Below are 25,641 nucleotides of genomic sequence, written 5' to 3'. Positions count from 1 at the left end.
TCTATTGATTAAAAGCCGATCAAAACATTGAATCCGTAAGAACTCGTGGTCGGTAGCTGTAACGATTCCAGTCCTTGCCCCGTGTTGGCCGTGCTGAATGCAGTTTCCGGGTCGATATTGTCTGCTTTCTTTTGCAGGAAAGCCAGGTTCCGGCCGTATACCGAGAAGATCAGGCTTTGCAGTTTGAACCTGGACACGAAAGCCTGCGGAACGGTGTAGCCCAGCTTCACTTCGCGCAGTTTGATAAATGAGGCGTCTAAAACACTCGCTTCATTGATGCCCGCACTGTTGCTATACACGCCTTTGTAATAGCGCTCTGCCGGGATGATGGTCGTATTCGGCTTGCCGTCGGTGGTGACGCCCGGTGCAATAATCCCGTCGTCGTACACCACAGCGCCCGATGGTGCGGCGGCCGCATTTGCAACCTGCACAGCTACGCCGGCTTTGTTATTTCCGGGATAATAGTAGGACAACCCGCCGTGCTCCGCATCTCGCCCCGGCAATGTCGACGCCAGTACGCCGGTGTAGCGGCCGGTTGCATTGGTAGCCGAGTAAATCGAGCCGCCTTGTTTGGTGTCAATCAGCACACTCAGGTTGAACCCTTTAAAAGAAAATGAGTTGGTTACCCCGCCGATCCATTTGGGCGTGTAATGTCCCAGCACTTTGAGCGTGGGGTCTTTTGCAGGAATACCCGTCGACCCGATGATCATTTGCCCCGATGCATCCCGCGCATAAGCCGAGCCAAACAATGCACCGTAGCCCAATCCTTTGCTTGCATAAACCGTTACGCCATTGGTACCCAGCCGGTAATCGTTCAAAAAGCCTTCGTCGTCCAATGCAATTACCTTGCTGCGGTTTCTTGAATAGTTTACTCCCACATCCCACCGGAAGCCCGAATTGGTTTCAATGGCTTTAACATTCAGCATCGCTTCAAAACCCTTGTTGTTGATGTGCCCGGCATTCAGCAGCTTTTGCTTGTAACCTGTCGACGGGCTCACATCGGCGCGCAGGATCTGGTTATAACTGTCGGTATTATAGTAGCTCAAATCCAGCCTGACCCGGTTTTTGAACAAAGCCACATCGGCCCCGATCTCCGTCGATTTGGTAATTTCCGGTTTCAGGTCCGAGTTCAGCAGTACATCCGAGACCGTCAGCAAGGGTGCGCTGCCGAAAGGCTGGTTGAAAGGATACGTATTGATCAGCTGGTAAGGATCGGTATCCTTTCCTACCTCGGCCCAGCCGCCGCGTATCTTGACGTAAGTCAGCACATTGCTTTTGATATTAAACATATCCGTCAGCACCAGACTCGCATTGACGGATGGATAAAAATATGAGTTGTTACCGGTCGGAAGTGTGGACGACCAGTCATTCCGGGCAGTAAGGTTGAGGAAAGCGTAATTCCGGAAACCGATCTGTGCCGAGCTGAAAGCACTGTATACTTTTTGTTTCCGCAGAACATTGGACGATACCAGCGGATCGCGCGAATTGTTCAGCGTATACAGTCCGGCTACGGCCAGCTTGGGCGCCTGCTGCAGGTTCTGCTCATTGAAGTTGCTCCGCAGGTTACCGCCGACAAGCCAGTCCACCTCAAAATCTTCACTGACATTTTTGTGGAAATTGAAATTGAAATCCGTATTGTTCTCATTCACAATGTAGCTGTCCTCGGTATAGGAGCCGAAAGGCGTACCATTTGTACCATAAGCCACCTTGAATTTACGCTTATCATTGTAATAATCATTTCCGGTGCGCACGGTGGCAGTGAGCCAGTCGGTGATCTTGTAGTTCAGATTTACATTGCCAAAAAAGCGGTCGCGACGCTGCTCGGCGGTATTTTCGTATTGCAGCAGATAGGGGTTGCTGTAATAGCTGTGGTTCCAGTTGTAATCAAAACCGCCTTTATTATAATCTTTCAGTAATTCCGTATTCACCTGCCGTCCAAACCACAAAAATTGAAGCATAACGCTGCTCCCGCGACCCGAAGTACCCGGCAGGTTGTCGGAAGCATTTCTGATAAAGTTGGCACTGGTCGTCAAAGTCAGCTTTTCATTCAGGCGGAAAGTGGTGTTTACGCCGAAGGAATTTTTGGAAATGTCCGTGTTCGGGATCACGCCGGTCTGCTTGCTGTTGTTGAACGAAAACCGGTAGTCGAATTTCTCGTTCGAGCCTGAAACCGACACGCCGGTGGTGCGGGTGTGGCCGGTTTCAAAAAAGTTTTTGACATTGTCAGGATGTGGTACAAAAGGTGCCGGCTGGCCCTCTGAGAAAAATTGCGGGATCAGCCTTCCATCCATTTTTGGCCCCCAGCTTTCGTCGGTCGCATCATTGACACCGCCTCCTTTTCCGTTGACATAAGAAAATGCCCCGCCGGTTCCCTGACCGTAAATGTTCTGGTATTCAGGCAAAACCAGGAGCTTATCAAATGTATACCCAAAGTTCACACTCACACCCAGGCCCTTCTGCGTGCCTTTACCGGATTTGGTTTTAATCAAAATTACTCCGTTCGAAGCCCGTGAGCCATAAAGCGCCGCCGCATTGGGCCCTTTCAGAACACTGATCGACTCAATGTCATTCGGGTTGATGTCGGCAATTGCATTTGCGAAGTCCCGCGAGCCATTTGCGCCGGCACCCAGCTGGGAATTATCCACCGGAATCCCGTCCACCACGAACAAAGGCTGGTTATTGCCTGCGATAGAAGTTTCGCCCCGGATCACGATCCGCGACGAGCCCATCCCACCCTGACTATTTGTTATGTTGACACCGGCGATTTTACCGGATAATGCATTTACGAGGTTATTCTCCCGTGCTTCCGCGAGGTCTTTGGTCTGCAATTCCTGTACGGCATATCCCAGTGATTTTTTCTCTTTGGCAATACCCAGCGCTGTGACCACCACTTCCTGCAGAATGGTCTCATCGTTTTCCAGCTGCACGTCGAGCCTGCCGTTTTCCGGCACATTCAGTTCAATCGTTTTCAGACCGATAAATGAGAATGTCAGGACCGAGCCGGGTGCTGCTTCAACAACATAGCGGCCCTCCCCGTCGGTTGCGGTGCCTTTGGACGTGCCTTTGATCAGAATGGTTACACCCGGCAACGCTTCACCGTCTGTTTTGGAAGTTACCCTGCCGGATACATTGATGTTCTGTGCAAGTGTTATTTGCACAAAGCTGAGCAGGAAAAAAATCAGGACTAAATTTTTCTTCATGAGGCAGATATCAGTAGTAAAAAATAAATAAGCATTGTGCTTAATGTGTCAATTCAAAATGAAAGCGGGATTGATTGGTTTTCTGAACGGGGTTCGCCCTGTAAATGCCTGCAATTGCCTGCACGATGTGGTCCACCTCGTCGAAGGTATTGAACTTGCTGAATGAAAAGCGGACATGCTCCTTATCCGGCTGATGAGGTAATGCACTGATAACGTGCGAGCTGCCCTGGCTTGAACAGGCACTGCCGCCTGAAACGGCAATGCCCAGCTGATCGAGGCTTTTTACCAGACTGCCCGTGGCCGGACAGGGAAACGACACGCTGAGGATGTTGGCCAGGCTACGTTCCGGCGAGCTGCTTTCGCCATTGTAACCAATGCCATCCACGCCGCATATTGCCAGCTTGCGGATCAGGTATTGTTTCAATGCAGAGACTTTTTCATGGTTGACAGCCATGTCGCGGCAGGCTACTTCCAATGCTTTTGCCAGGCCGGCAATGCCGGATACATGCTCCGTCCCGCCTCTTTGTCCATGCTCCTGCCCGCCGCCGAAAATCTGCGCAGGGATTGTATGTTTTTTATTAATGTAAATAAACCCGGCACCCTTGGGACCGTGAAACTTATGCGCGGAACCTGCCAGCAAATCTATGTGCGTCTCCCCAAGGTCAAGCTGCTGCTTGCCGATGGTCTGCGTTGTGTCCGTGAAAAAAATCGCATCAAAGTCCCGGGCGAGGCTGCTGACTGCCCTGACATACGTAAGATTTCCGATTTCATTGTTGCCATGCATCAGGCAAATGAGCGTACGCGGATTCGCACGCAGGAGGTTTTCAAGGTCGTGAAGGTCTGCATTTCCACGTTCGTCGAGCTTTACAAAGCTGGTTTTGATGCCGCCTTTTTTCTCTTGCTGCAAAATGGTCTGCAGCACGGCCTTGTGCTCGATCCGGCTGGTAATTACATGATCGATGTCATAGGCTGCAATCGCACCCGAAATTGCAAGATTGATCGCCTCCGTAGCGCCCGAAGTAAAGAAGATTTCGTCCGGAGAAGCATTCAAAAGTTTGGCTACGCTTTTACGCGCCTGGTTCACCACCTCTTTTACTCTCCGCCCAGCCCAGTGCGTGGACGAGGGATTACCGAAGTTTTGGATTAAAAACGGCAGGATTGTTTCAATGACTTCCGGATCAAGCGGAGTCGTGGCGGCATTGTCACAATAGATTTCCATATTCAGTCAGGTTGTTGATCTGCGTTTTCAGTTTGTTGATTAATGCATCTCAGCAGTTCAGGGCAGCGGCTCACTGATCAGCCGGGCGAGGTCTTCATTCCATTTTTTCACGTAGTCCTGGTAAAACTGGCCCGTACCTTTGCCCGAGAAACCGGTATGGATTTCCTTCACTTTTCCGTCCCGGCCTACGATAATGGTCGTCGGGAAAGCAAGAAACTTGTCTATGGCCGGCAACTTTTCCGCCACAGCATTGCCGCCTACCTTTCCGGCAAACAGGATATCATACTGCATGTCATACCGGTTTTTGAGTTTGGTCAGCGCATTTTTTGCAAAAGCGGGATCATCCTTCGCCTCAAAAGCCAGCGCAATTGCCTCTACGCCTTTGCTCTTGTTTTCCTTGTACCAAGGCGACAAAAACGTGATCTGGTCAATGCAGTTCGGGCACCAGCTGCCCATAATTTCGATCACAACTACTTTGCCTTTGTACTTTTCGTCCCGGAGCGAAACCGGCTTGCCTTCCAGGTCGGGAAATGTAAAATCCAGCCTGTCGTAGCCCGGTTTCAGAAAAGTAAGCGCATAGGCATCGGGCAATGCAGCTTTGTCATCCTTGATTCCCTCAAAGCGGGTGGGGTGCGCACCCGCGCCGATGGTTCCTGAAATGGATTGGTCGCTGCTGATCTTTCCCTTCACGTAAGCAGGGCTCGACCCCGTCACACCTGACAGGTAAAACTCGTCCCCCTGCACATTGCCTTCCAGCTCGCGGCTGTCACCGGAGACAGAAAGAATGATTCCGACCAGCTTATTTCCTTTTTGTTCAAAAACCGCAACCCGGTCGGGAGCAGGCTTTCCTTCCGCATCCGCATCTGGCTTAATTTTCACCCACCACCGGCCTGAAAGATCGGCTTTGGGAGCAACTTCTTTACCCGGCTCAATGAAACGGTAGGACTTTCCCGGCGCGGCTGTGAAAGACAGTGTCCGGCTGTTGTTACCGGGCACCAGGCTTTTCTGGACACCCGAGATGCTCCCGTCACTTTCAATCCTGGCAAACCAGGCAGTTTCAAAAGTGTTGAGATTAACCTGGATGGAATCCCGGGAAATGAATCTGCCCTGGAACTCGTCCCGGCGGTCGCCATTGATCGCGGTAAAAACCGGGGCTTTGCCTGCACCATTGCTGACCTCGAAGTTAAACGGGACTTCAATGTCGCCAATCTTGAAAATACCCCGCCAGATGCCATCCTTCAGAGCGGTTTTCTGTGCCTGCACATTCAGGGACGAAAGCAGCAAAACGGCTGATACTGCATAAGTTATCAATCGGGAGGAAAAGCTTTTCATGTTCTTCAATTGTTTGTTTTAGGTAAATACCATCGTTTTCTTCACCATCCTGACGGCCGGTAAAAAAGACAACCCTACACTTTCCGGAAGGCACCAACCCTCCTCGTTTTTCACTTTACTCTGTTACTCCGCTTAATGGATTCTCAGATTTATCATTAGAATTAGGTTGGGGCACCTTAAAAAGTCATAGGTTGCCAGAAGATCACAGAGCCTAACCTCTCCCTTCCTTCTTTATAAATCTATTAATTCGATAGACAAAGTTGAAAACAAAATTCCAGAATGCAAAGGCATTGCAGAAAATGTTATCATTTTCCAGCAATCAGGGGGTATTTGAGGCGGAAAAATCCTATTTCAGGATGACATCAGGAAGGAATTGCAAAGTATTATCCTTCGCTACCAGGCGTACTTTTCGTTCGATAGTAAGAGCATGAAGGGTGGATTACTGCACCAGTACCAGTTCGATTGCGCGGACATCAGCGAATTTCTGACCTGCCAGTTGTGAGACGGACAGCTTCAACTCGCCGGTCCCTTTTTCCAGCGTCCAGTCTCCCACGTACAACGTTTTGAATTCTTTTTCATAAGACTCAGCCTCCCGCTTCACCCGGTCCGGACTTGGGATCAGTTCCGGATCGAAGGATTCCTTGATCTTTCCGGAAATACTTTTCCCATTCAGCTCGGCTTTAAATGTGTTGCCTACGCCCGATTCCGGACTTGTGTACAGGATGCTCACTTTGTATTTCCCGGTTGTATGTACATCCACATTCCAGGTCACATAGGACTGGGTATCGTTCCAATTGGCGATCCACGACGAGTTGGGTGCAGCGCTGCTGTATGAAAGCGTGCCGGTGGCGGAGGGATGCAGGATCGCATCCTGGGAAGGAAGCGTGGTTTTGGGAAAACGAGGGTATCCCACAGGAATTGGTCTTACGGAGTCGACTTCCCGGAAAGTCGTTTTGTACCAGTGATCCAGCTCCGAAGCCAGGCTCCGGGTGATGTCCGGATTTTGCTCTGCGAGGTTGTTCTGCTGGGTTGAATCTTTTGACAAATTATACAAAGTTCCATCCTGATACACATACGGAAATTGTCTCACGCTATGTGTTTTATTGATCGAAGAAAACAACAATCGCCCGGGTAGCCTGGCTGCTTTGCCGGTGAGTACCGGTTTCAGGCTGATGCCGTCGAGCGGCCTGGTACCGGTAGTTGCAATTCCGGTCAGGTCGGCCAGTGTCGGAAGAACGTCGATGTAGGCTGCATTGCCTTCTACCACCTTCCCCGCGGGGATTACGCCAGGCCAGCGGATAAAAAAGGGTACACGCACACCTCCTTCGTCGGCCATACCCTTGCGTCCCCGCATACCTCCATTCCACCGCCACGAATTGGGACCATTATCGCTCAGGTAGATCACGATTGTGTTTTCGGCAATTTGCAGGTCGTCCAGCGTTTTTAGTATCCTCCCTACATTATCGTCAATGTTCTCGCACATGGCCAGCGCCGAAATCGTTACTTCTGTTTGCTCCTGCGTTTTGTTCTGACTGAATTGCCGGATACCGCGGGCTTTTACCCGGTCATAATATTGGTCGGGAACCTGAAAAGGCGAATGCGGCGCATTGAAGGGGACGTAGCAGACAAACGGTTTGTCTTTATTTTTTTCAATAAAACCGATTGCCTGGTCTGTGAGGTCGTCGGTTATGTAGCCTATACTTCTTACCGCCACACCATTGTGGTCGAGCATGGTATTGAAGTAATTGGCATAGTGGCCACTCAGAAAACCATAGAATTCATCAAAACCCCGGCCGTTCGGATGATAAGGATACTGGCTTCCGTTATGCCATTTTCCAAAAGCGCCCGTCGCATACCCTGCTTTTTTAAACAGATCGGCAAAGGTTAACTCATCCAGGTTCAGGAATTCTTTGGAATTGCTGACTCCCGAAACACCCGCCTTATAATGGTACCGGCCTGTCAGCAAACCGGCGCGCGTGGGCGCACAGAGCGGGGCCACATAAAACCTGGAAAACCTTGCCCCTTCCCTGGCCAGTTTGTCAATGTTCGGGGTTTGCACATTGGCATTCCCATGAATGCTCAGGTCGCCCCAGCCCTGGTCGTCGGTCAGGATCAACACAACGTTTGGCCGCTTTTGTGCCAGTGCATTATGTATTAAAATGCTTGTAAAAATGAGCAAACAAATTATTCTTGAAGCATATCGCAGGGAATTTCTCAAAGTGCAAAGGTTGATTAACAAGCTGAACAAATGTGTTTTACGGGGCATGTCACGCCGGCTTGTGCCGGAAGCCCAATATCGAAAAAAAGCGGCTGACCGTCATGTATTTCAGCAATTTTCTGTCTGCGCCTGGTTCCGTCATTTTCAAGCAACTACCCTTTTTTTTAAACTTGACATACCTCGCGTATGCTCCCGCAGTTTAATCAGGCATTCCAAGCTTAGCAGCAAAACCACTAACGCTTCATCCTATACGCAGTACCAGGGGGCTTCGATGCAAACTACTTGCGGCAATGCGTCCATGCCTGGTATATCGTAGCAGAAACTTTCCTCCGCACAAAAGATCAGTCTAACCCGTATGGACGCCCATCATGAATCTTACAGTTTTCTTTGAAACAAAACCAATCTGCCTGCTCACGCAAATGAACCGCAGAAAAAGCATTTAACCCACCACAAGCTGTAAAAATATATGAAGTCTACTTATTTTGTATAGTACTTAGAATCTTGTTTATTTTTGCGTTTACCAACCACCAGCATTTCTAGCCCATTTAGCATGAGCCTCAACTACATGGCCCGCAGAAATGATCACGACGATGCTGCTGATCCACGGCATATATCCCTTTTTTACGCATACCCAAATGATCGGAAATCTGGGCGTACTGGAATATGTTCATTATCTGGGACAAGCTTTTCGGGACCTTTGCGGAGGAAGATGAGGAGCCAAGATACGGCCTTACGCGGCAGCTGGAAAGCCACAGTTTTTTGTGGCAGCACTTTCACTATCTGGTGGAACTGGGTTATGCGGTCGCGCTAACACCCGGCCTTGCAGGCAAGGTAAAATTAATCTTCGGCCGCCCCGCCGATTTTGATCCGGCATTCAGGGCCAGGGCAGAAAAAGGACTGCTGGTAATTTTTACAACCTACTTCTTTTTCCCGCATCCGACTATCGTGCTGGTTCTCAGCTTACTGACTTTCATGAGCCTGGCCGGGTTCACCAGTCTGCAAAGACAGTATTTGAGGCGTCTCTACGGAGGACATTAATGGTTTCAGTTTAATAAAACCCATTTGCAAGTCCATTTCTTGATAGGAATGCCCGTCTGTTTATTCGCTCCGCAGCGACTTGACTGGATTCAGCAAGGCGGCGGCTATGGTCCTGCTGCCGATGGACAATAACACCATCAGCAGGATTAAAACAGCGGGACCGGCGAACAGGTACACGGTGAGTTCCGTACGTGATGCGTAGTTGTCGAGCCAGGCATGAGCTAGGAAGTAGGTCACAGGCAGACCGATTGCAATGGAAATACCAACCAACATCAGGAATTCTTTGGACAGCAGTAAAACCAGATTTGCCGTGGTCGCACCGATAACCTTCCGTATGCCGATTTCTTTTGTTCGTTTGGACGCCGTGAAAGTGGCCAGCCCGAACAATCCGAGGCAGGAAATAACAATTGCAATAAGAGTCAGGAATCCGAAAACCTGCTGAAACCGGTCTTCCGATTTGTATTGTTTGTCGTATTCACTATCAAGAAAAAAGTAAGTGAAGGGTGAATAAGGAAAGTTGGCTTCAAACACACGTTTTAGAACGGCGAGCTGCTCGCCAGGATCGCCTGCGGCAAACTTAACACTTGCATACCGGTCGAATGAGGGCGAGTACAAGTGAATAATCGGAATGTGAGGCACTTTCGGTGAATCGTAGTGGTAGTTGTCGATCACCGCTCTGATGGTTGCCTGATTTCCCCAGAGATCAACCCGCTTTCCGATTGCCTCCTCTGGCGTCTTAATTTCCCAAAGCCGTAGCGTTTCCAGGTTTACAATCAGCTGCCGGTCGGTCGTGTCCGAAAACCCTGCGCGTGTGGCTGCATCAAAATTCTTCCCTGCCAGCAACCGGATTGACATTTGGTTGATGAATACCGTATCAATCGCAGCGACATGAAAATTATAGGACGTTTTGCGGGCAGTCCCTGCCAGGTTCACGCCTGTGGTTGTCCCCATTCCCGCAGTACCCATGCCCGGCACCGTGCCCGAAAACGAAACGGACTTCACCTGCGACTGTTCCAGCAGTGATTGCCGGAAGGTACTGTTCCCATTGCGCGCATCAACGCCCACCGGCGCTTTCACTACCAGTGTTTGCTCAATGTTCAGCCCAAGTTCCTGGTTCCGCAGGTAGCTCACCTGCCGGTACACGACGGCAGTTTGTACCAACAGGACCAGCGTAACGCTGAACTGAAACACAACAAGCACCTTACGGAAGAAAGCGCCTTTTCCCGAGGTTGAAAAATTACCTTTTAAAACTTTCACAGGCTCAAATGAAGCCAGCACAATGGAAGGATAGAACCCGGAGAGCAACACGCTGGATACGATAAAAGCCGCCGTGCTTTTCCAGAAAAATGCATCTCCCAGGATGGAAAATCCGTCAGGCAAGCCGGCTATTTTTATAAAAGGCGTTTGAAGCACCGCGACCAGGCCCACAGCCAGGCTACCTGCCAGCACATTGATCAAAATTGTTTCGACCAATATCTGCACCCCGATCTGCTGCTGCGTAGAACCAACCGCTTTCCTCACGCCGATCTCCCGCGCCCGGTCGAGTGCTCTGGAGGTAGTGAGATTGACGTAGTTGACAAATGCACCCAGCAACACCAGAATCGCCACGGCCAGCAGCAGGTACACCGAGCGCGAGTCGCCATTTGCTTCTGTTTCGAATGTTTTCTGGGAATGAAGATGGATATCGCTGATTTGCTGGGCGATCACCCGCTCGTTATTGATTTTCTTTTCCTGTACCAGCCGGTTGCTGAACTTTCCAAGCAATTGCGTGAAAGATGCATAATCAGCGTCGTCTGCCAATTGCAGGTAGGTATAAGCATTGTTATTGTTCCAGTTGTCTTCCTCTTCTCCCAGATCCGACAGCATGGTTGGGTAAGAAAGCAGCATATCGAATTTCAGGTGGGTATTGACTGGTGAATCCGGCACCACGCCCATTACTTCAAACAAAATACCACCGTTCGACGTGGGAATTTTCAGTGTTTTGCCGACGACATCGAGCGTCCTGAAGTAGGTCCGCGCCATGGTTTCGGTCAGTACGGCCTGCCTGGGCCGGGTAAAAATTTCTTTTTGCACCCCACGAAGCAGCGGATAGTTAAACATCCCGAAAAATGTGGAGTCCACCGCATATACATGGTTGAGCTGGTAATATTTTTCACCGATCTGAACCGTCGATAGCCGGTTGCGCAATGGGTATGCACGTGTGTAGCGCCGGACGCCGGCGATTTCTGCCACTGCTTTCGCTCCGAGCGGCGGGTAGGTTTCCGCATCCTGCGCACTTACCGATTCACCGTTCAGATAATCCATAGACAAGCGCACGATCCAGCTGCTCAGGGGATTGCTGTGCTCATAGCTCAGCTCAAAGCGTACATACTGCACAATCAGCAACGCCACCGCCAGACCGGTCGCAAGTCCAAAAACATTGATGAGCGAGAAGGTTGCATTCTTCCGCAGATTGCGCCAGGCGATGATGGTATAATTGATGAGCATGGACAGACAGAGTCAAGTTGATAACCTGAGTCGCGAAACAATTGTACCCATGACATAATCTTTGAAAATGAGCTCAGAGAGGCCATTTGACACTGCCCGGGCGTCCGATTCCGAACACGGCGGTCTGTTTATATTTACTATTTTATGTTCAAAAATAAAGCTACACTAATCGGGTTTGCAGCGCATTCCTTCTTTTCCCAAGTAAAATAATCACCCGCTCCCCTGACTCATCGAGTGCCCTGTTCTTTACAAATCCGGAAAGTAGAACCAGCATTTGCACATGCTGCGCCCCTGATGAAAATACCTAAATTCAGGAATTTCATCATATTCAGGCTTGAAGTAATGGAAAGCAGCCGATTTGCCGGTTACTTTGGGGCGGGAAACAGGTAGTGCTTTTTCAGGAATCAATTATACCCATCCATAGAATTTACCGCATTTACCAACATGATACATATCGGTAAGCGGGACAGAAAATATCACAGTAATTTTTCACTAAAAAGAAGTCTAAACCATTACCATGAAGTTTGCTTTCTATTTTTCATTACTGATTTACATTACCGCCGGAAGTGTCTCAGCGCAGGTTGCCAAGCTACCCACAGCCTGGACAAAACAAGCCATGGAGTCGCCGCTTCCGCTCAGCGAATACCCCCGCCCACAGTTGCAGCGTAATGACTGGATGTGTTTGAATGGAAAATGGGACTACCAGGGCGGTCCTCAGCTTGCCAATGCGCTCAATCCGTCAAAACCGATTGCATTTGACCAGAAAGTGGAGCAAATCCTGGTACCGTATTGTCCCGAGTCTGTCCTGTCGGGCATTGAGCGGAAGCAGGAGATCAACATGTGGTACCGGAGACGGTTTGAGATTCCGGCCTCCTGGAAAGAAAAGCAGGTTATTCTTCATTTTGATGCAGTGGATCATGATGCCACGGTTTTTGTCAACGGGCAGAAAGCCGGCAGCCATGCAGGGGGCTATGATGCATTCAGTTTGAATATCACCCCGTTTTTAAAAACAGGAAGTAACATCCTGATTGTGGCTGCACATGACCTGAATGACGGACGGATGCCGTCGGGCAAAAATGGACCGAGGGGCGATTATACTTTCAGCTCCGGTATCTGGCAGGGCGTGTGGCTGGAACCCGTCAGCGTCAATTACATCAAGAGTATCCGTTTGCTGCCCGACCTGGCAAACAACCGCCTGAAAGTACTGGTGGATGCCGGCCAGGGTACGGTTGCGGCCATCGCCTCGGAAGACCAGCGGGTGGTGTCCCGGGTAAAAGGTGAGGCAGGTAGTGCATTTTACATTCCTGTTCCCAACCCCAGGTTGTGGTCGCCGGAGGATCCTTTTCTGTATGATCTTAAATTAAGTTTACACGATAAAAACGGGAATGTCACCGATGAGGTTACCAGCTATTTTGGCATGCGCGATGTGAAGCTGGGTAAGGTCAATGGGGTGGTCAGACCTTTGCTCAACGGAAAATTTGTGATGCAGGTAGGTTTGCTCGACCAGGGTTACTGGCCCGACGGCATACTGACAGCACCTACGGAAGCGGCATTGAAGTCTGACCTGGAATTCACCAAAAGGGCCGGATTCAACCAGATCCGGAAACACATGAAAACCGAGCCGCAGCGTTTTTATTACTGGGCAGACAAGCTGGGCCTGCTGGTGTGGCAGGATATGCCGGCCATATGGTATCCGCAGGAAGATACAACCAGAACACACGCCGCTTTTCGCACGGAGCTGAAAGCGATCATCGATGAGCATTACAATGCCCCCTCGATCATCACCTGGGTACCCTTCAATGAAAACTGGGGTGCATTTGATGTAAAAGAAATTACCGACTGGGTCAAGCAGTATGATCCCTCCCGACTGGTCAATGGCAACTCAGGTTTCAACAACAATCCCGATTACCAGAAAGCCTACGGCGATCCCGGCAATGGTGATTTTGTAGACACGCATATCTATATCGGCCCCAGGAATGCATCGGTCCCGGATGATAAAAGAGCTGCTTCCCTGGGCGAGTTCGGCGGTCTGGGCCTGTTTGTCAAAGGTCATATGTGGCCTGTCGAAAACAATGCCTACGACTACGAGCCGACCAAACAAGCGCTCAGCGACCGGTATTTGCTCCTGATGGACCAGGTGGAACAGTTGATGAAGTACAAGGGACTGAGCGTTGCCGTCTACACCCAGACGACCGACGTGGAGCATGAGGTTAACGGGCTGCTGACCTACGACCGTGCGATCGAAAAGATGGAAACAGAAAGGATTAAAGAGGTCAATCAGGCAGTGATCAAAGAAGTAAACAAGCTTAACCCGTAAACCTGATTTTCCTCTTTATAGCACCCGAGTCAGGACAAACGTACGGAATAAACTGGCTTCTGAATTCTCGGACGCTTTCCTGATTTTGCCAGAGACTGACTTCTAAGATTATCTTTAGCAGAAAAAGGATTGGTGCTGATATATTGTTGTGTGGATTCTGAAATGGCTTCCATAACTCAATTTGTTGAATGAAGTTTTACTCTACTACTGTTGCCTGTTTAAAATCATGCCAGTGAATCGTGGGGGGGAGTGAAAACTTCCTTTTTGCAACAGCAATCCGCTTCCACGATGGTTCCGGCACTGCTCTTACAATTTGAATCGCTTGGATCTCAGGCTGTCGGAGGATGACTTTTCTCACAAATAAAATCTGGCAAATACACTTTAACTATTCAAAATTACGAGCCTGCAATCCTGGACTTTCTTTGAAACAGGTTCTCAACTTCAATTGGGACATCAGCGGTAAGGGTAGATAGCAGAACCACCAGAAGTGACGGATATACGTGATGAATCAGGCGGTCAATTGATTGATTCAAATGCCATTGAAGATCATTGGGAGTAATAAGGTATACTGCGCAGTAGCCAAGTAGCAATGCCGTTAAAACCAATAGGGAAAAGTTATTAAGAATTTGTTTCCTCGTGAATATGCATATGGCAGAAAGCAGTAAAATCACCCAGTAATATTTCAGCAAAGTCAAAATCATTGTTTTAGAAATGATAATGTAGCGTTGAACATCCGTCACAAGGTGAAATACCGACAAGTCTCTGTTATGATTGAAAATATCATTGGAAGGAGCAAGGTAAAGTTTAAAATGTACTAGTACAGCAATGGGAACCAGCGCTCCAACAAAATACCACTTCGTACCAATCCATTTCCTCTCGTATAAAATAAAGAAAAGCGTAAATATCAGGAAATACAGTTGTCCTTCATTTTTTATCCAGACGCATGACCCGACCAAAAAGCCCAACAATATATAATTAAGTCTGCCTGAGAAGGAACGCTGTTGGTATAAGATCAGGGAAACCAGAATAAAAAAAGCCAAGAGGGTATCTGAATACTGAGACGCTGCAATTCTGACAAAATCTTTATCCAGAAGCAAGATAGTTACAGCACCAATTCCTACTATAAATCCGCGTGTTTGAGTAAGGTGATAGTAGGTTGCCGCAATAATACCGCAGAAGATTACGCAAGCAAGTATCAATGGTACAATCGCAGATTCAACACCAAAGCTTTTAAAACCCAAAGCCAGCAACGTAGGCAGCATCAGTGGATAATCCGGATGGCTGCTCGCCAGATGAGGTGAAAACATATTAGTCCAATGTTCAGAATAAGCCAGAAACTTACCATGAACATTCCATATAGCCCATGCATCCCAATCACCCCAATGGTGAGAAAACTTTATAAGCCTAATGGTAGCTAACAAACTAACTATCACAACGATTAAGTGATGTGTCAAAGCTTTTTTGTTCTCTATTTTCTCACCACCAGCTACTCTTGATCTTAGTAATATCAGTATAATGGATGAAAGAATGATGAGAATAGCCGGAATAATCACCTCATGATTTGTCGATTGAAAGAACATTGAGGTATAAAACGAGCAGGAACAAAGAGCAATACAAATTGTAAAAGAAATGAGTACTGATATTTCCCTCGTATGCTTGCCCAAATCATAGGCTAATGCTGTAAGACTTAGCACCATCAATATAAAAGGCAGCAAAATCATCAACATGTCAATCATTGTTCACACATATTAATCTTGCTTTGAATCTTCCCAGCGATACATTTTTAATCACATGGTAACCGGATGGTGTTTTTGGAGTCTGATGATTGACACTTAATGCTACCATGGTATCCTGAAAACCATCTGCAACTATAATAGGAGCGAGTACAAATGAAACTTTAAAATGTAAATCAGCCAACTTACCTGCGGACGTATCACTTATAAACCCGATAGTTGCTCCATGTTTGATTTCAGGATCAAATGAATGCAGGAGATTTGCCAGACTATCTATATCATTCCTTTGCCGAGTACTATTAAATTGTTTGAATTTATTTATGAAAGTCACAGAAAGCACAAGGATACTTCCAATTAAAACTGCATTGACTAATTTAATTCGTTTCACCTTAATGATGTTAGTATAGTTACTGAATTTAATTCGGAACACCCAGACTTTCTTGCAAGTATAATATACCAGTTTCTGACAATTTCTATATAGACTGCTGTAAATAAAGGTTTTCATCTATGTAAACCAATAGTTTAGATAGATGAAAATAATTTCTAGACCAGCAATATTAATCAGTATATAGCAAATATTAACTAATATCTACGAACTTCGATACAACGTATTAATTCCTTTATACCATGCATTTCCATGTTTAATTTAGCAATAGAACATGTTCGAGATGACACAACCTGACTTTTTACAAACTTAACGAACAAACCTTTCATGAAGGAGCTGTAAAACTTCGTTCTCTGCTGCCACCCTCCTACCTCCCCATCCAGGTCTTAAACTCCTTTACCCTTTCGCGACTCACAACCGCTTCGCGCTCAAAGGCGGGCTTCAGGGTGAGGGCAAGCCGGTTGCCGAAATATGGCTGAACGTTTTCAATTGCGTGGTGCGTGACAATCAATCCCCGGTTGAGCTGAAAGAAATGTTCGGGGTCGAGCAGCGCGGCGAGCTCGTCAATCGTATAATCGACAAGAAACTTCTGATTCCTGAGTGTCCGGAAAAAACTGATTTTTTCATCCGAATAAAAATACATGATCTCAGCTACTTCGACAGAAAACTGTTTGGCGCCCTGCTTCACCAGAAATCGCTTCCGGTAGCGCTGTGCCTGAGTCGTATGCCCATCCTGCAACTCGCGCAGCAGCTTTTCAATGTCCAGAGACGGGCCGGCTGCGACCGCTTCCGATGTCTGCGCGGACAGTTCTTTCAGCTTGCGGATACTTCTTCCGAGATCTTCCTGCTGGATCGGTTTGAGAAGGTAGTCGATACTGTTGACCCTGAATGCCTGCAAGGCATATTCGTCATAAGAAGTCGTGAAAATGACCCGGCTGTGAATGTCAATGTATTCAAAAATCTCAAAGCACTGCCCGTCCGCCAGCTCGATGTCCATAAAGATCACGTCGGGAACTGCATGAGTTTTCAGCCAGGATACCGAATCGGCAATACTGGTGGTGACGCCCTCCACGTGCAGCGTGGAATCTGTTTCGTTGATCAGCCGCTGCAGCTTCCTTACGGCCAGTTCTTCATCTTCAATGATCAGTACTTTCATGGGTTACATATTTAAAGCAAAGGTAGGCTCACCACAAATTGTCCCTCGCTGCTGGTTACCACCACGCTGGGGGCTTCCCGCCCCGGAATATGCATTTGCTGGGCCAGCAGCCGGTATTTTTCACTGATATTGGACAGGCCTACACCGTTGCTGAGCACACGTGAATTTTTGGGCTGCAGGTTATTCCGGACTTCCAGCCTGTCGTCGTCGGATAGGCAGATCACGATGTTAAGGGGCATTTGGGTATGGATCACATTGTGCTTGATGGCATTCTCGACAAGCATCTGCAGGGACAGTGGTGGGAGTAAATAATGGTACATGTGCTCCGGAATATCAACCTGCAAAGAAATGCCCTGGCCGTAGCGCGTTTTTAACAAATGAAAATAGGACTGGATAAACACGATTTCATTGGCTAGGGAAGTCAGCTCGCTGCCGTTTTCGGAGCGCTCGTTCGATTGCAGCAGATACCGGTATACATTGGCCATTTCATTGATAAATGCCTCGGCGCGGCCGGGCTCTTCCAGAATGAGTGACGAGAGCGAGTTTAAGGTATTGAAAAGAAAATGCGGATTGATCTGATTTTTCAAGCCCTCATACTGACTTTGCAGATTGGTTTTTTTCAACTGCTCCTTTTCCAGCGTGTTTTCCCGCCATTTCTGATGGGAATACAAACTTTCAAATATGCCGAGCGTAATCAGGTTATTGACCCCGGCCGCAATAAACAGGTTTTTGATCCGCGCTGCACTGGCTGCAAACCCGAACAAATGTCCGTGCGTATAAACCGCAATCTGTATCACCACCAGGACCAAACTGATAACCGAGAATAATACAAAAAGCAGCAATATCCTCGCCCCGGCTTGCTGCAGGCCGGGCAAGTAGGCGGGTACCCGCTGCGACACATAGTCGAGCAGCAGCTGGCACACCAGGGCAAAACCTGCATTGATAACCGTAGCGTACAAAAACGTAGCAGTACGATCCCAGTAAGCCTGCCCCAGGAGCAAATAGCCCATGACCGGAACCATGCAGGGAAACAGGATCAGTACCTGCCACTTCAGTTGCATGGAGGGGCGGTACCGTACATTCAGGCTGGTTGTGTGTTGTGAAAGCATAACTGTTTTAAAGCTGGCGCAATGTATCCGCTGATTCCCCGGATCAGAAGTACTTTCTGCTGAATTGCACTTCTTACTTACTGAATCGTCGGGATCACATGCAGCAGTGGCAGGGTGACACTGAAAGTCTGGCTTGTTTCCGCTACCACTACGGGCTCTGCCGCCAGCATTTTGTACCGCAGGATCAGGTTGCCCAGGCCGTGGCGGTCGTGATGGAGTACGAGGCGTTTTCTTTGCAGTGAATTTCTAACCGTAACCTGCTCTTCATGGATCAAGATCTCGATAACCAGCGGCATGGATGGCAGCATGGTATTGTTTTTCAATGCGTTGTCGATCAGCACCTGCAAGCTCAGCGGCAGGATGAAGGCAGCTGGTTTCAGGGTGGTTTCGGGTAAATCGATCCGGATCCTGCTGCCGAACCGGACCCGGAGCAGGCTGGCATAGGCGGCAATGAAATGCAGCTCGTCGGTCAGCAGCGCCTGTTCCTGCCCGCTGCTTTGCAACATATACCGGTAAACTCTGGCCAGATTGTCTACCATCCGCTCGGCCAGAAACCCGTCCTCATGAATCAATGCCGAAATGGAGTCGAGGCTGTTGAACAGGAAATGCGGCTTAACTTTTTGTTTCAGCGCGTCAATCTGCTGTTCCAGTACTTTGCTTTTCAACGATTCGATTTCGATCTGCTCGGCTTTCCATTGCTGGTACGCATAGGTCAGGTTGAGCCCGACGCTGAAAATAAATACGAAAACGCCATCCAGCAGCCAAATCGGCCAGAGTACCTGCCAGTTGAATGTAATTTCCAGTACTGGTACCAGGCTGAATACCCACAGGAATATGGAACTCAGCGCGATAACTGCCATCCCGACCATCAGCATCATGACCAGCGTGCGCACAAAAGTTTGCCGGAAGGAAGGATACAGCGCAATGATCCGCCGGACGATCAATGTGAGTACGACAATAGAAATGGCATAGGTGGTTTGTCCGCCCAGGCTTCCTGCAACGAACACGCGGATATCCGAAAGGTACCTGGGGCCGAAGTAAAAATAATTACCAAACGGTACCCAAACCGCAAACATTCCGACATTAAACCACCATTCCTGCCGGCTGAAAAAAGACGGCCGCAAGCGTTCGATATATTGACGGATGGTGGTCATTTCGGAGCGGGCTGCATGGAAGGTTTTACAAACTCTAATCTAAACTCCGCGGGATTATGTTTGAAATATTTCCGGAAAATTGTTTGATAACTATAAGACAAAATTTCCAACATGCTCAGCCATGCCGCAGCCTGGCTTGCTGCATTAATATGAATGCCATAAGCGTCCAGATAACCAGCGAGTAAATATTTGAAAAATGCAGTACAAAGGATGTTTTACTTAAAATTATTGTGAGCGGAAACCATAATCCCATGGCCACCGGCAGCCAGGCGCGGTAATCGCCCAGCTTTTTTGCGCGGATCGTGGCCGCTCCTACTGCCAGCATCAGCACATGGCTGAGCGGCCAGCAAATATCCAGTGCCCAGAACAAAAAGGGCTTGTAAGCGGGGGCAATCAGCTGCCAAACATTCGAAATATCCGCGATGACCAGCGTCACCATGACGATCCGGACCACCCAGTAGCCAAAAAGATCATCCCCAGTAAGCGCGAGCCGGCGCATGGCTTCCATTCCGGCGAGCCAGCCGGTGATGTAAATCAGCCCCCATACACCTGTCCACCAGGGCTGGTTCAGTTCGAGGTTGTAGGCTTCGACATACACGCCGATGCACATAAACGGTGCACCCAGCAGGGCGACGGCGGCAAGTAAGTTTGTTTTCATAGCGATCTGTTTTGTTAAAGGCGCTTCACACCTGGTTGTTTGAACACATCAAAATTGGCGCGTCCTGCATGGCTGACGAAAGTAATTAGGGTACCAAATGGCAACATCGCTGACCGGATTGCACCTAAACGCGGCTGAATTGGAGCGCTTTACAATACCGCGCAGTCACAACCGCCATCCGGACGGGTTTCCATGGACTATTTGTGCTTTGATTATCAAAATGCAGTTCAGACAGACCTTTTGGCAGGTCACGCTGCAAATATTTCAGACCAGCCGGCAAAAGTTCGCCGGGGAGTCGTGCCCATTCCACATTTGCACTCAAAATAAAACTTTAAAAGAAAATACTGTCAGCCATGAGAACAATTTCACCCGTAACACAATCCCTTTTTCCCGCTTTCGCCCGTACATTCTCGGACCAGCCTGCTTCAGCCCGAAAACACGCCCCCTTTTTCAGATTTGCATTACTGATGTTCAGCTTAACCCTGATGGTGACGTCGTGTACAACCAGCGGGATTGAGCCGGATGAAACGGGAGCAGGCGGCAAAGCGGGTTACCTGATCGGAAAAGTTACCGACCAAAAAGGCCGCGGACTGGCCGGAGCGACCATTTTCATTGAAAATACAGTATTTAAAAACCGGGGCTCAGAGGTAAACTCGTCGTCAACCGGCGACTATCAGCTCGCGATGGTATCGGGCCTGGGCCAGTGGACGGTACGTGCCTATACGCTGACGGAATACCATGACCGGGTTTATAAAATGTTCCTGCACCCGGACAATACCGAATCGTTTACAGAAGAAGAAAAGCCCGTCAGAAACTTTGAATGGAGAATTCAGGGGCGCACTGCCAACAAAAGTGTCGATTTGTACTATGGCGGCTCAGCCGAAATCTACCGCGACATCAATTCGGACATCTACGATACCGAAAATGTTGCATTTACCTTCCAGCCCGTGGGCCCGCTGATTGACGGCTCGACCGGCAAAACCCTGACGTTACAGGGCGGTAAAAGCGGCTCAAACAACCATAACCGGATCGATGACATCCCGATAGGCCGGTACAAAGTTACCGCTATCTACAAGCCGTCCGGCGACAAGTTAGGCGTACGTGATGCATGGAATGAAAGCGAATACCACGATGAAATAACCATCGACTTCATGGGAATGGAGGCTTCGTACCGGGCAAATGAAATCGGGCTGGGCTTTACGAACCAAAGATAAATACCGGACATGCTGTTGTAAAACAATACAAATCCAGGTGATCCTTTTGAGTATTTTGAAATAAAGTATTCTCGAACCAAGCATTCGGCTTTCAAAATGATTATGCAATTGCGTTGGTGAACAATACTTTCATTCACCAACGTATATATTGAGTACGTTATAAACTGGCCAGGTGGAAATAATCATGGTAACGACCATACTATTTCTAAATACATTTGAGTTCACTGAATAAATATGCAATCATATGCTGCAACTCAAAATGCCGGAACAGAAAAACTGCTTGTCATTTCCGGCAATACTCCTGTGGGCCGGATTATTTATGGTGCTAATTACTTCCTGCAAAAGCGATGCACCTTATACTTACTCCTGCCAGGATGGAGCAGTTGCATTTGAGCTATTGAATGACGAACTCAATCCAAGAGCATATTTATATGATCCTGGCCAGCAAAAACAATCGTACAGAATCATTCAGGATAATGACGAGTTATACAAACTGGTACATATCGCCTATCTCCGGAAAAAGGTTGACTTCAAATCTAAAAGTCTAATTGTCATAAGTATCAATCTGGAAACAGTAGCCAGTGTTACACAGCTGGATATTGAAGCAGATTGCCAGAAGAAAAAGCTGATTATTGATGCTAACTTGAAGTATGCATCCACACCAGAGACGATCACCAGCTATGTTTTTGCCATTGTACCCAAAGTTACTCCTAATACAACGATTCAATTTACTTACCAGGTATTGTAATTAGATGAGAGCGAAGTAAATCTGCCTACTTTTTACTTTTGATAAAATACAGATAATCACCATCAGCAAAGCTTCCGGCACTTAAAATAACAGCTGGAAATGTCATGTCAGCCTGTATAAAACCATTAAGGAAGGAATACCCTCTCGCAATTTGCCGAAGTCACCGGAAAACTTGACCCGCACAACCCTCCCGCATTCTGTTAAAAAACGTTAAGTGAATATCAGCGTAGGGCTCCCCTCCTATTTTTGTTTTGCTCAAACGCCTGATATGATGCTTCAAAACTACTTTAAAACTGCCTGGCGCAATCTGCTCCGGAAGAAGTTGTATTCCATTCTCACCATTCTGGGGCTGGCGATCGGGATTACGTTCAGCTACCTGGTTGCGAGCTTTATCTATCAGGAATTGCAGGTCAACAAGTTATTGCATGCACCTGAAAATCAGTATATCATAAGGAGTGAGTGGAAAAATCCGGATTTGGGAACGGACCTGACAACCCTGGCTCCGCTGGGCGAAAAGCTGCGCGCTGACTATCCGAATCTGGTCGCAGGCTTTTACCGGTACGACGCCATTACCGTGGCGGTTTCGCAGGGCGACAAGCATTTCCGGGAAGACGTACAAACGGGCGACTCCACCCTGCTTTCCATGTACCGGTTTCCGCTGCTGCACGGCGATGCCAATACCGCCATGTCGGCGCCGAATGCAGTGATGATGACTGAAAACAAGGCCCTTAAATATTTTGGCAGTACCAATGTGGTGGGTCGTACGCTGACTTTGCACAACTTCAATGGGGGCAAACAGGCTTACATGGTGTCAGCAGTGCTCAAAAACATTCCGGTCAATTCGGTTACCTACCTGTTTGACAAACCGTCAGAAATTTTCATCCCTTTCGGCTCACTCGAAGGTCGCGCCGATGTGACAGACAACTGGGATTTCCAGTACATGGTGAGCTACCTGCAATTGAAAAAAGGCGTCAACCCGCACGATCTTGAAAAGCCGATCCAGCAACTACTAGCCACGCACGCCTCCCCGATGGTGGTTGAAAACTTGCGCATATACCTCACCCCGCTTACTGAGTACCACAGGTCTGCCAACAACAATCTGATCCAGAAAATGATCAGCACCCTGCTGGCTGTCACCGCATTTATCCTGCTGATGGCGGTGGTAAACTTTGTGAACATCTCGATCGGGAATGCATCATCCCGACTGAAAGAAATCGGTGTGCGCAAGGTACTTGGCAGCGAGAAGCGCCAGCTCCTGTTCCAGTTCCTTGCGGAAGCGATTACGCTGGCCGGCATTGCGTGTATCCTGTCGGTCGGGTTGTATGTTGTATCTGCCGGTGCATTCGGCGAGATAGTCGGCAAAGAACTTCCGCGACCGGGCACGCTGCTGCCCTACGCGCTGCTGGTTCCCCTGCTTTTTGCGATCGTGACGGGCTTGCTGGCCGGCATTTATCCGGCATTGGTTCTGTCCAACATCCCGTCGGTTCAGTCCATGAAAGGGTTGCTGCGGTCCGTGGGAGAGCATAAAGCCATGCGGCGCGTGCTCCTTGGCACGCAGTTCAGCATTGCGCTCTTCGTCTTTGCCTCTGCAGCGACCATCTCGCAGCAGGTTCATTATTTTTTAGGTAAAAATCCGGGGTTCAACAAAGAAGCACTGGTATCCGTAGCTGTCCCGCGCGACTGGACACCGGCGGGTGTAGCGAAAAGTGAATCCGTACGCAATGAATTCGCCCGTTTGAACGCAGTCAATGCGGTAAGCCTTTCCTACGAAATACCGAACGGGAACGTAGGCCGGCAGACGGGCATTTACAATGCCGGCCGCGACAGTGCCCAGGCGGTACACGCGCAAATCCTGACGACCGATGAAAAGTTTTCCGAAACGTATCAGATCAACATGCTGGCCGGTCGCTTTTTGCAAAATCCTGCACAGGATGCAAAAACGGCCGAAATCGTGATTAACCGTGCGGCCATGCGCTCGCTGGGCTATGCGTCTCCGGCGGCGGCTGTCGGTCAGCAGGTGCGGCTCCACGGCTTCTCCGACCCGCTCATTATTGCCGGCGTGACCGATAATTTCCATTTTGAATCGTTGCACCAGGCGATCAAACCGCTGGCATTCCTGCATTTGCGGGGAGTAAATATTTACCGATATCTTACCTTCCGCCTGAACGGAAATCCGGCCGGTGCACTGCCGGAACTGGAAGAAAAATGGCATACACTGCTGCCTGACGCGCCATTTGAATACACGTTCCTCGACCAGACAATCGAGAAAATGTATGTTGCCGAGATCCGGATGCAAAAAGCCGCCCGGCTTGCCACGGTGCTCGCGATCGTCATTGTTGTGCTTGGGATTTCAGGCATGGTATCGCTGAACGTGGCCCGGCGCACGCGCGAAGTAGGGATCCGAAAAGTGCTGGGTGCTTCGGCCACGAGTGTGTCGCTCCTGTTCCTCCGGGAGTTCCTGATCATCCTCGCCATCGGCTCCGCGCTGGCACTTCCGCTGGCTGCATTCGTCATGACCAACTGGCTTGCCAACTTCAACTACCGCATCGCACCGGACTGGCTGACCTTCACATGCATCACCTTGGGCTGCGGCGGGGTCATCAGCCTGCTGGTATGGCTGCAAACCTGGAAAGCCGCAACTATGAATCCGGTCAAAAGTATTAAGCTGGATTGAATGTAAAGGGAGTTTAAGCCTAAAATCATCCCGACAATGCCAGATGCCGGACCTTACTTTTGGCAAATTTCTTACTGCGTATTTGACGAAAAATATTGTTCTAAAAAAATATTACAGGGGCAACTGATTAACTGGATTTGATCAGTATAGCTGTGTTCCAGGAGTTACCTGAGCTTGTTAAAGCATTATTTAGCAAATAATATTTACAGGTTAAATATAAAGGGCTCGCAAGCTATAAGTCCGGTGTTATACTTGAATGATTTGATTTTTAACAAAGCATCACCCAGCTTATATTTATTACTATTTTGAGGCCATAACGTTTTATCTATTTCTTTTTGATCCGCCCAGAATACCTGATAACTTCCGTGGTCAATTTCGGATAGAGAACTCTGGATAGTATACTTAACCAATGTACTACTTCCAGCCTTTATCAAAATGAAGGCTGGAAACGCACTTTCATCCTTCTTAGAAGAATCTATATAAGTGAATAACTCCTTGCTATCCTTAAACCATGGTAAGTTCGTCATTTCGTTTTTAAGTCGTAGATAGTCAGTTTTATCAAAGGGCACAATTTCATAAAACACAAAAAGCTTTTGACCCATATTAGTACTGCAATCACCATCTTTATGCGAGCTTATTTTCGTAAAATTATCAAGCCTGATGGATCCACAGGGATGTTTGCTTTCTACTTTTATAATGCTACCCAGACTTAAAATCATCAGATCACTTTCCGTATGATTTTCAAAATGAACATTAAGGGATCTTTTTACTGAATCTGAATTTAAACTAAAATGTATTGTAATATCTGGCTGACTGGTACATCCAGAGAGTATTAATGCAATGAATAGAAAAACAGATAGCTCTTTTTTCATTGACAGGGTAATTGGCTGCGTCTGATTAAATATTTATAGGTTTAAAAAGAATTTTTAATGCCCGGCTAAAATTGAAATTCTTTTCCATATTCAGGCTTAATAAACCAAATACTCTAACCAATATACC

At 48.3% G+C, this 25,641-nt stretch carries 17 protein-coding genes and 1 riboswitch; of the genes, 5 read left to right on the top strand and 12 right to left on the bottom strand.

The window, feature by feature from the left end; translation table 11 throughout:
* Window positions 1–8: 8 nt before the first annotated feature.
* The 4 genes from HWI92_RS02160 to HWI92_RS02145 form a co-directional block, all read right to left on the bottom strand.
* The gene (locus HWI92_RS02160; RefSeq protein ID WP_204660569.1) at window positions 9–3,200 is read right to left on the bottom strand and encodes a SusC/RagA family TonB-linked outer membrane protein; all 3,192 of its coding nucleotides are present in this window, start codon (window positions 3,198–3,200) and stop codon (window positions 9–11) included.
* A gap of 40 nt (window positions 3,201–3,240) precedes the next feature.
* A complete protein-coding gene (locus HWI92_RS02155; protein ID WP_204660568.1) occupies window positions 3,241–4,419 on the bottom strand; it encodes a cysteine desulfurase family protein in 1,179 nt (392 codons plus the stop codon).
* Between the two features lie 57 nt (window positions 4,420–4,476).
* Window positions 4,477–5,751 carry a peroxiredoxin family protein gene (locus HWI92_RS02150; RefSeq protein ID WP_204660567.1) on the bottom strand — a complete coding sequence of 425 codons (1,275 nt, stop codon included), beginning with the start codon at window positions 5,749–5,751 and terminating at the stop codon, window positions 4,477–4,479.
* A gap of 146 nt (window positions 5,752–5,897) precedes the next feature.
* Window positions 5,898–5,991, bottom strand: a riboswitch (SAM riboswitch).
* 199 nt (window positions 5,992–6,190) lie between these two features.
* Window positions 6,191–7,930: a sulfatase-like hydrolase/transferase gene (locus HWI92_RS02145; RefSeq protein ID WP_204660566.1), complete on the bottom strand. Its 1,740-nt coding sequence runs from the start codon at window positions 7,928–7,930 to the stop codon at window positions 6,191–6,193.
* A 702-nt stretch (window positions 7,931–8,632) separates the two neighbouring features.
* Between HWI92_RS02145 and HWI92_RS02140 the strand changes: the two genes are divergently transcribed.
* The gene (locus HWI92_RS02140; protein ID WP_204660565.1) at window positions 8,633–9,007 is read left to right on the top strand and encodes a hypothetical protein; all 375 of its coding nucleotides are present in this window, start codon (window positions 8,633–8,635) and stop codon (window positions 9,005–9,007) included.
* A 60-nt stretch (window positions 9,008–9,067) separates the two neighbouring features.
* Here the strand turns inward: HWI92_RS02140 and HWI92_RS02135 are convergent, their stop codons facing one another.
* Complete coding sequence (locus HWI92_RS02135) at window positions 9,068–11,494, bottom strand: ABC transporter permease (protein WP_204660564.1); 2,427 nt, start codon at window positions 11,492–11,494, stop codon at window positions 9,068–9,070.
* Between the two features lie 517 nt (window positions 11,495–12,011).
* On the opposite strand from HWI92_RS02135, the gene HWI92_RS02130 reads away from it, so the two are divergent.
* Window positions 12,012–13,811, top strand: coding sequence for a sugar-binding domain-containing protein (locus HWI92_RS02130; RefSeq protein WP_204660563.1), 1,800 nt, complete (start codon window positions 12,012–12,014; stop codon window positions 13,809–13,811).
* A gap of 395 nt (window positions 13,812–14,206) precedes the next feature.
* Here HWI92_RS02130 and HWI92_RS02125 read toward each other — a convergent pair whose 3' ends face one another.
* From HWI92_RS02125 to HWI92_RS02100, 6 genes are all read right to left on the bottom strand, one after another.
* Entirely contained in the window at window positions 14,207–15,547 is a 1,341-nt protein-coding gene (locus HWI92_RS02125) for a hypothetical protein (RefSeq protein WP_204660562.1), read from the bottom strand.
* Window positions 15,540–15,932, bottom strand: a complete 393-nt coding sequence (locus HWI92_RS02120; protein ID WP_204660561.1) for a hypothetical protein — start codon at window positions 15,930–15,932, stop codon at window positions 15,540–15,542. Before HWI92_RS02120 ends, HWI92_RS02125 begins: the two co-directional genes overlap by 8 nt.
* A gap of 364 nt (window positions 15,933–16,296) precedes the next feature.
* Entirely contained in the window at window positions 16,297–17,085 is a 789-nt protein-coding gene (locus HWI92_RS02115; RefSeq protein WP_204660560.1) for a LytR/AlgR family response regulator transcription factor, read from the bottom strand.
* Between the two features lie 11 nt (window positions 17,086–17,096).
* Window positions 17,097–18,194, bottom strand: coding sequence for a sensor histidine kinase (locus tag HWI92_RS02110; RefSeq protein WP_204660559.1), 1,098 nt, complete (start codon window positions 18,192–18,194; stop codon window positions 17,097–17,099).
* A gap of 77 nt (window positions 18,195–18,271) precedes the next feature.
* A complete protein-coding gene (locus tag HWI92_RS02105) occupies window positions 18,272–19,348 on the bottom strand; it encodes a sensor histidine kinase (RefSeq protein WP_204660558.1) in 1,077 nt (358 codons plus the stop codon).
* Between the two features lie 115 nt (window positions 19,349–19,463).
* The gene (locus HWI92_RS02100; RefSeq protein WP_204660557.1) at window positions 19,464–20,006 is read right to left on the bottom strand and encodes a hypothetical protein; all 543 of its coding nucleotides are present in this window, start codon (window positions 20,004–20,006) and stop codon (window positions 19,464–19,466) included.
* Window positions 20,007–20,359: 353 nt separating this feature from the next.
* Between HWI92_RS02100 and HWI92_RS02095 the strand changes: the two genes are divergently transcribed.
* The 3 genes from HWI92_RS02095 (at window position 20,360) to HWI92_RS02085 (ending at window position 24,642) form a co-directional block, all read left to right on the top strand.
* Window positions 20,360–21,220 carry a carboxypeptidase-like regulatory domain-containing protein gene (locus HWI92_RS02095; protein ID WP_229248702.1) on the top strand — a complete coding sequence of 287 codons (861 nt, stop codon included), beginning with the start codon at window positions 20,360–20,362 and terminating at the stop codon, window positions 21,218–21,220.
* 244 nt (window positions 21,221–21,464) lie between these two features.
* On the top strand, window positions 21,465–21,968 hold the full coding sequence (locus HWI92_RS02090) for a hypothetical protein (RefSeq protein ID WP_204660556.1): 504 nt from the start codon (window positions 21,465–21,467) through the stop codon (window positions 21,966–21,968).
* A gap of 268 nt (window positions 21,969–22,236) precedes the next feature.
* On the top strand, window positions 22,237–24,642 hold the full coding sequence (locus tag HWI92_RS02085) for an FtsX-like permease family protein (protein ID WP_229248700.1): 2,406 nt from the start codon (window positions 22,237–22,239) through the stop codon (window positions 24,640–24,642).
* Between the two features lie 203 nt (window positions 24,643–24,845).
* On the opposite strand, the gene HWI92_RS02080 is transcribed toward HWI92_RS02085, so the two are convergent.
* On the bottom strand, window positions 24,846–25,514 hold the full coding sequence (locus HWI92_RS02080; RefSeq protein ID WP_204660555.1) for a hypothetical protein: 669 nt from the start codon (window positions 25,512–25,514) through the stop codon (window positions 24,846–24,848).
* Between the last annotated feature and the right edge of the window lie 127 nt (window positions 25,515–25,641).

Source organism: Dyadobacter sandarakinus (assembly GCF_016894445.1).
Taxonomy (GTDB): Bacteria; Bacteroidota; Bacteroidia; order Cytophagales; family Spirosomataceae; genus Dyadobacter; species Dyadobacter sandarakinus.
The sequence above is the reverse complement of the archived record's forward strand: the minus strand, read 5'-3'. Positions and strand labels throughout refer to the sequence as shown.

Coding starts and splice junctions, on each gene's coding strand:
- HWI92_RS02160 (WP_204660569.1), bottom strand. CDS start 3,200: ATGAAGAAAAATTTAGTCCTGATTTTTTTCCTGCTCAGCTTTGTGCAA.
- HWI92_RS02155 (WP_204660568.1), bottom strand. CDS start 4,419: ATGGAAATCTATTGTGACAATGCCGCCACGACTCCGCTTGATCCGGAA.
- HWI92_RS02150 (WP_204660567.1), bottom strand. CDS start 5,751: ATGAAAAGCTTTTCCTCCCGATTGATAACTTATGCAGTATCAGCCGTT.
- HWI92_RS02140 (WP_204660565.1), top strand. CDS start 8,633: ATGTTCATTATCTGGGACAAGCTTTTCGGGACCTTTGCGGAGGAAGAT.
- HWI92_RS02135 (WP_204660564.1), bottom strand. CDS start 11,494: ATGCTCATCAATTATACCATCATCGCCTGGCGCAATCTGCGGAAGAAT.
- HWI92_RS02130 (WP_204660563.1), top strand. CDS start 12,012: ATGAAGTTTGCTTTCTATTTTTCATTACTGATTTACATTACCGCCGGA.
- HWI92_RS02125 (WP_204660562.1), bottom strand. CDS start 15,547: ATGATTGACATGTTGATGATTTTGCTGCCTTTTATATTGATGGTGCTA.
- HWI92_RS02115 (WP_204660560.1), bottom strand. CDS start 17,085: ATGAAAGTACTGATCATTGAAGATGAAGAACTGGCCGTAAGGAAGCTG.
- HWI92_RS02110 (WP_204660559.1), bottom strand. CDS start 18,194: ATGCTTTCACAACACACAACCAGCCTGAATGTACGGTACCGCCCCTCC.
- HWI92_RS02105 (WP_204660558.1), bottom strand. CDS start 19,348: ATGACCACCATCCGTCAATATATCGAACGCTTGCGGCCGTCTTTTTTC.
- HWI92_RS02100 (WP_204660557.1), bottom strand. CDS start 20,006: ATGAAAACAAACTTACTTGCCGCCGTCGCCCTGCTGGGTGCACCGTTT.
- HWI92_RS02095 (WP_229248702.1), top strand. CDS start 20,360: ATGAGAACAATTTCACCCGTAACACAATCCCTTTTTCCCGCTTTCGCC.
- HWI92_RS02090 (WP_204660556.1), top strand. CDS start 21,465: ATGCTGCAACTCAAAATGCCGGAACAGAAAAACTGCTTGTCATTTCCG.
- HWI92_RS02085 (WP_229248700.1), top strand. CDS start 22,237: ATGATGCTTCAAAACTACTTTAAAACTGCCTGGCGCAATCTGCTCCGG.
- HWI92_RS02080 (WP_204660555.1), bottom strand. CDS start 25,514: ATGAAAAAAGAGCTATCTGTTTTTCTATTCATTGCATTAATACTCTCT.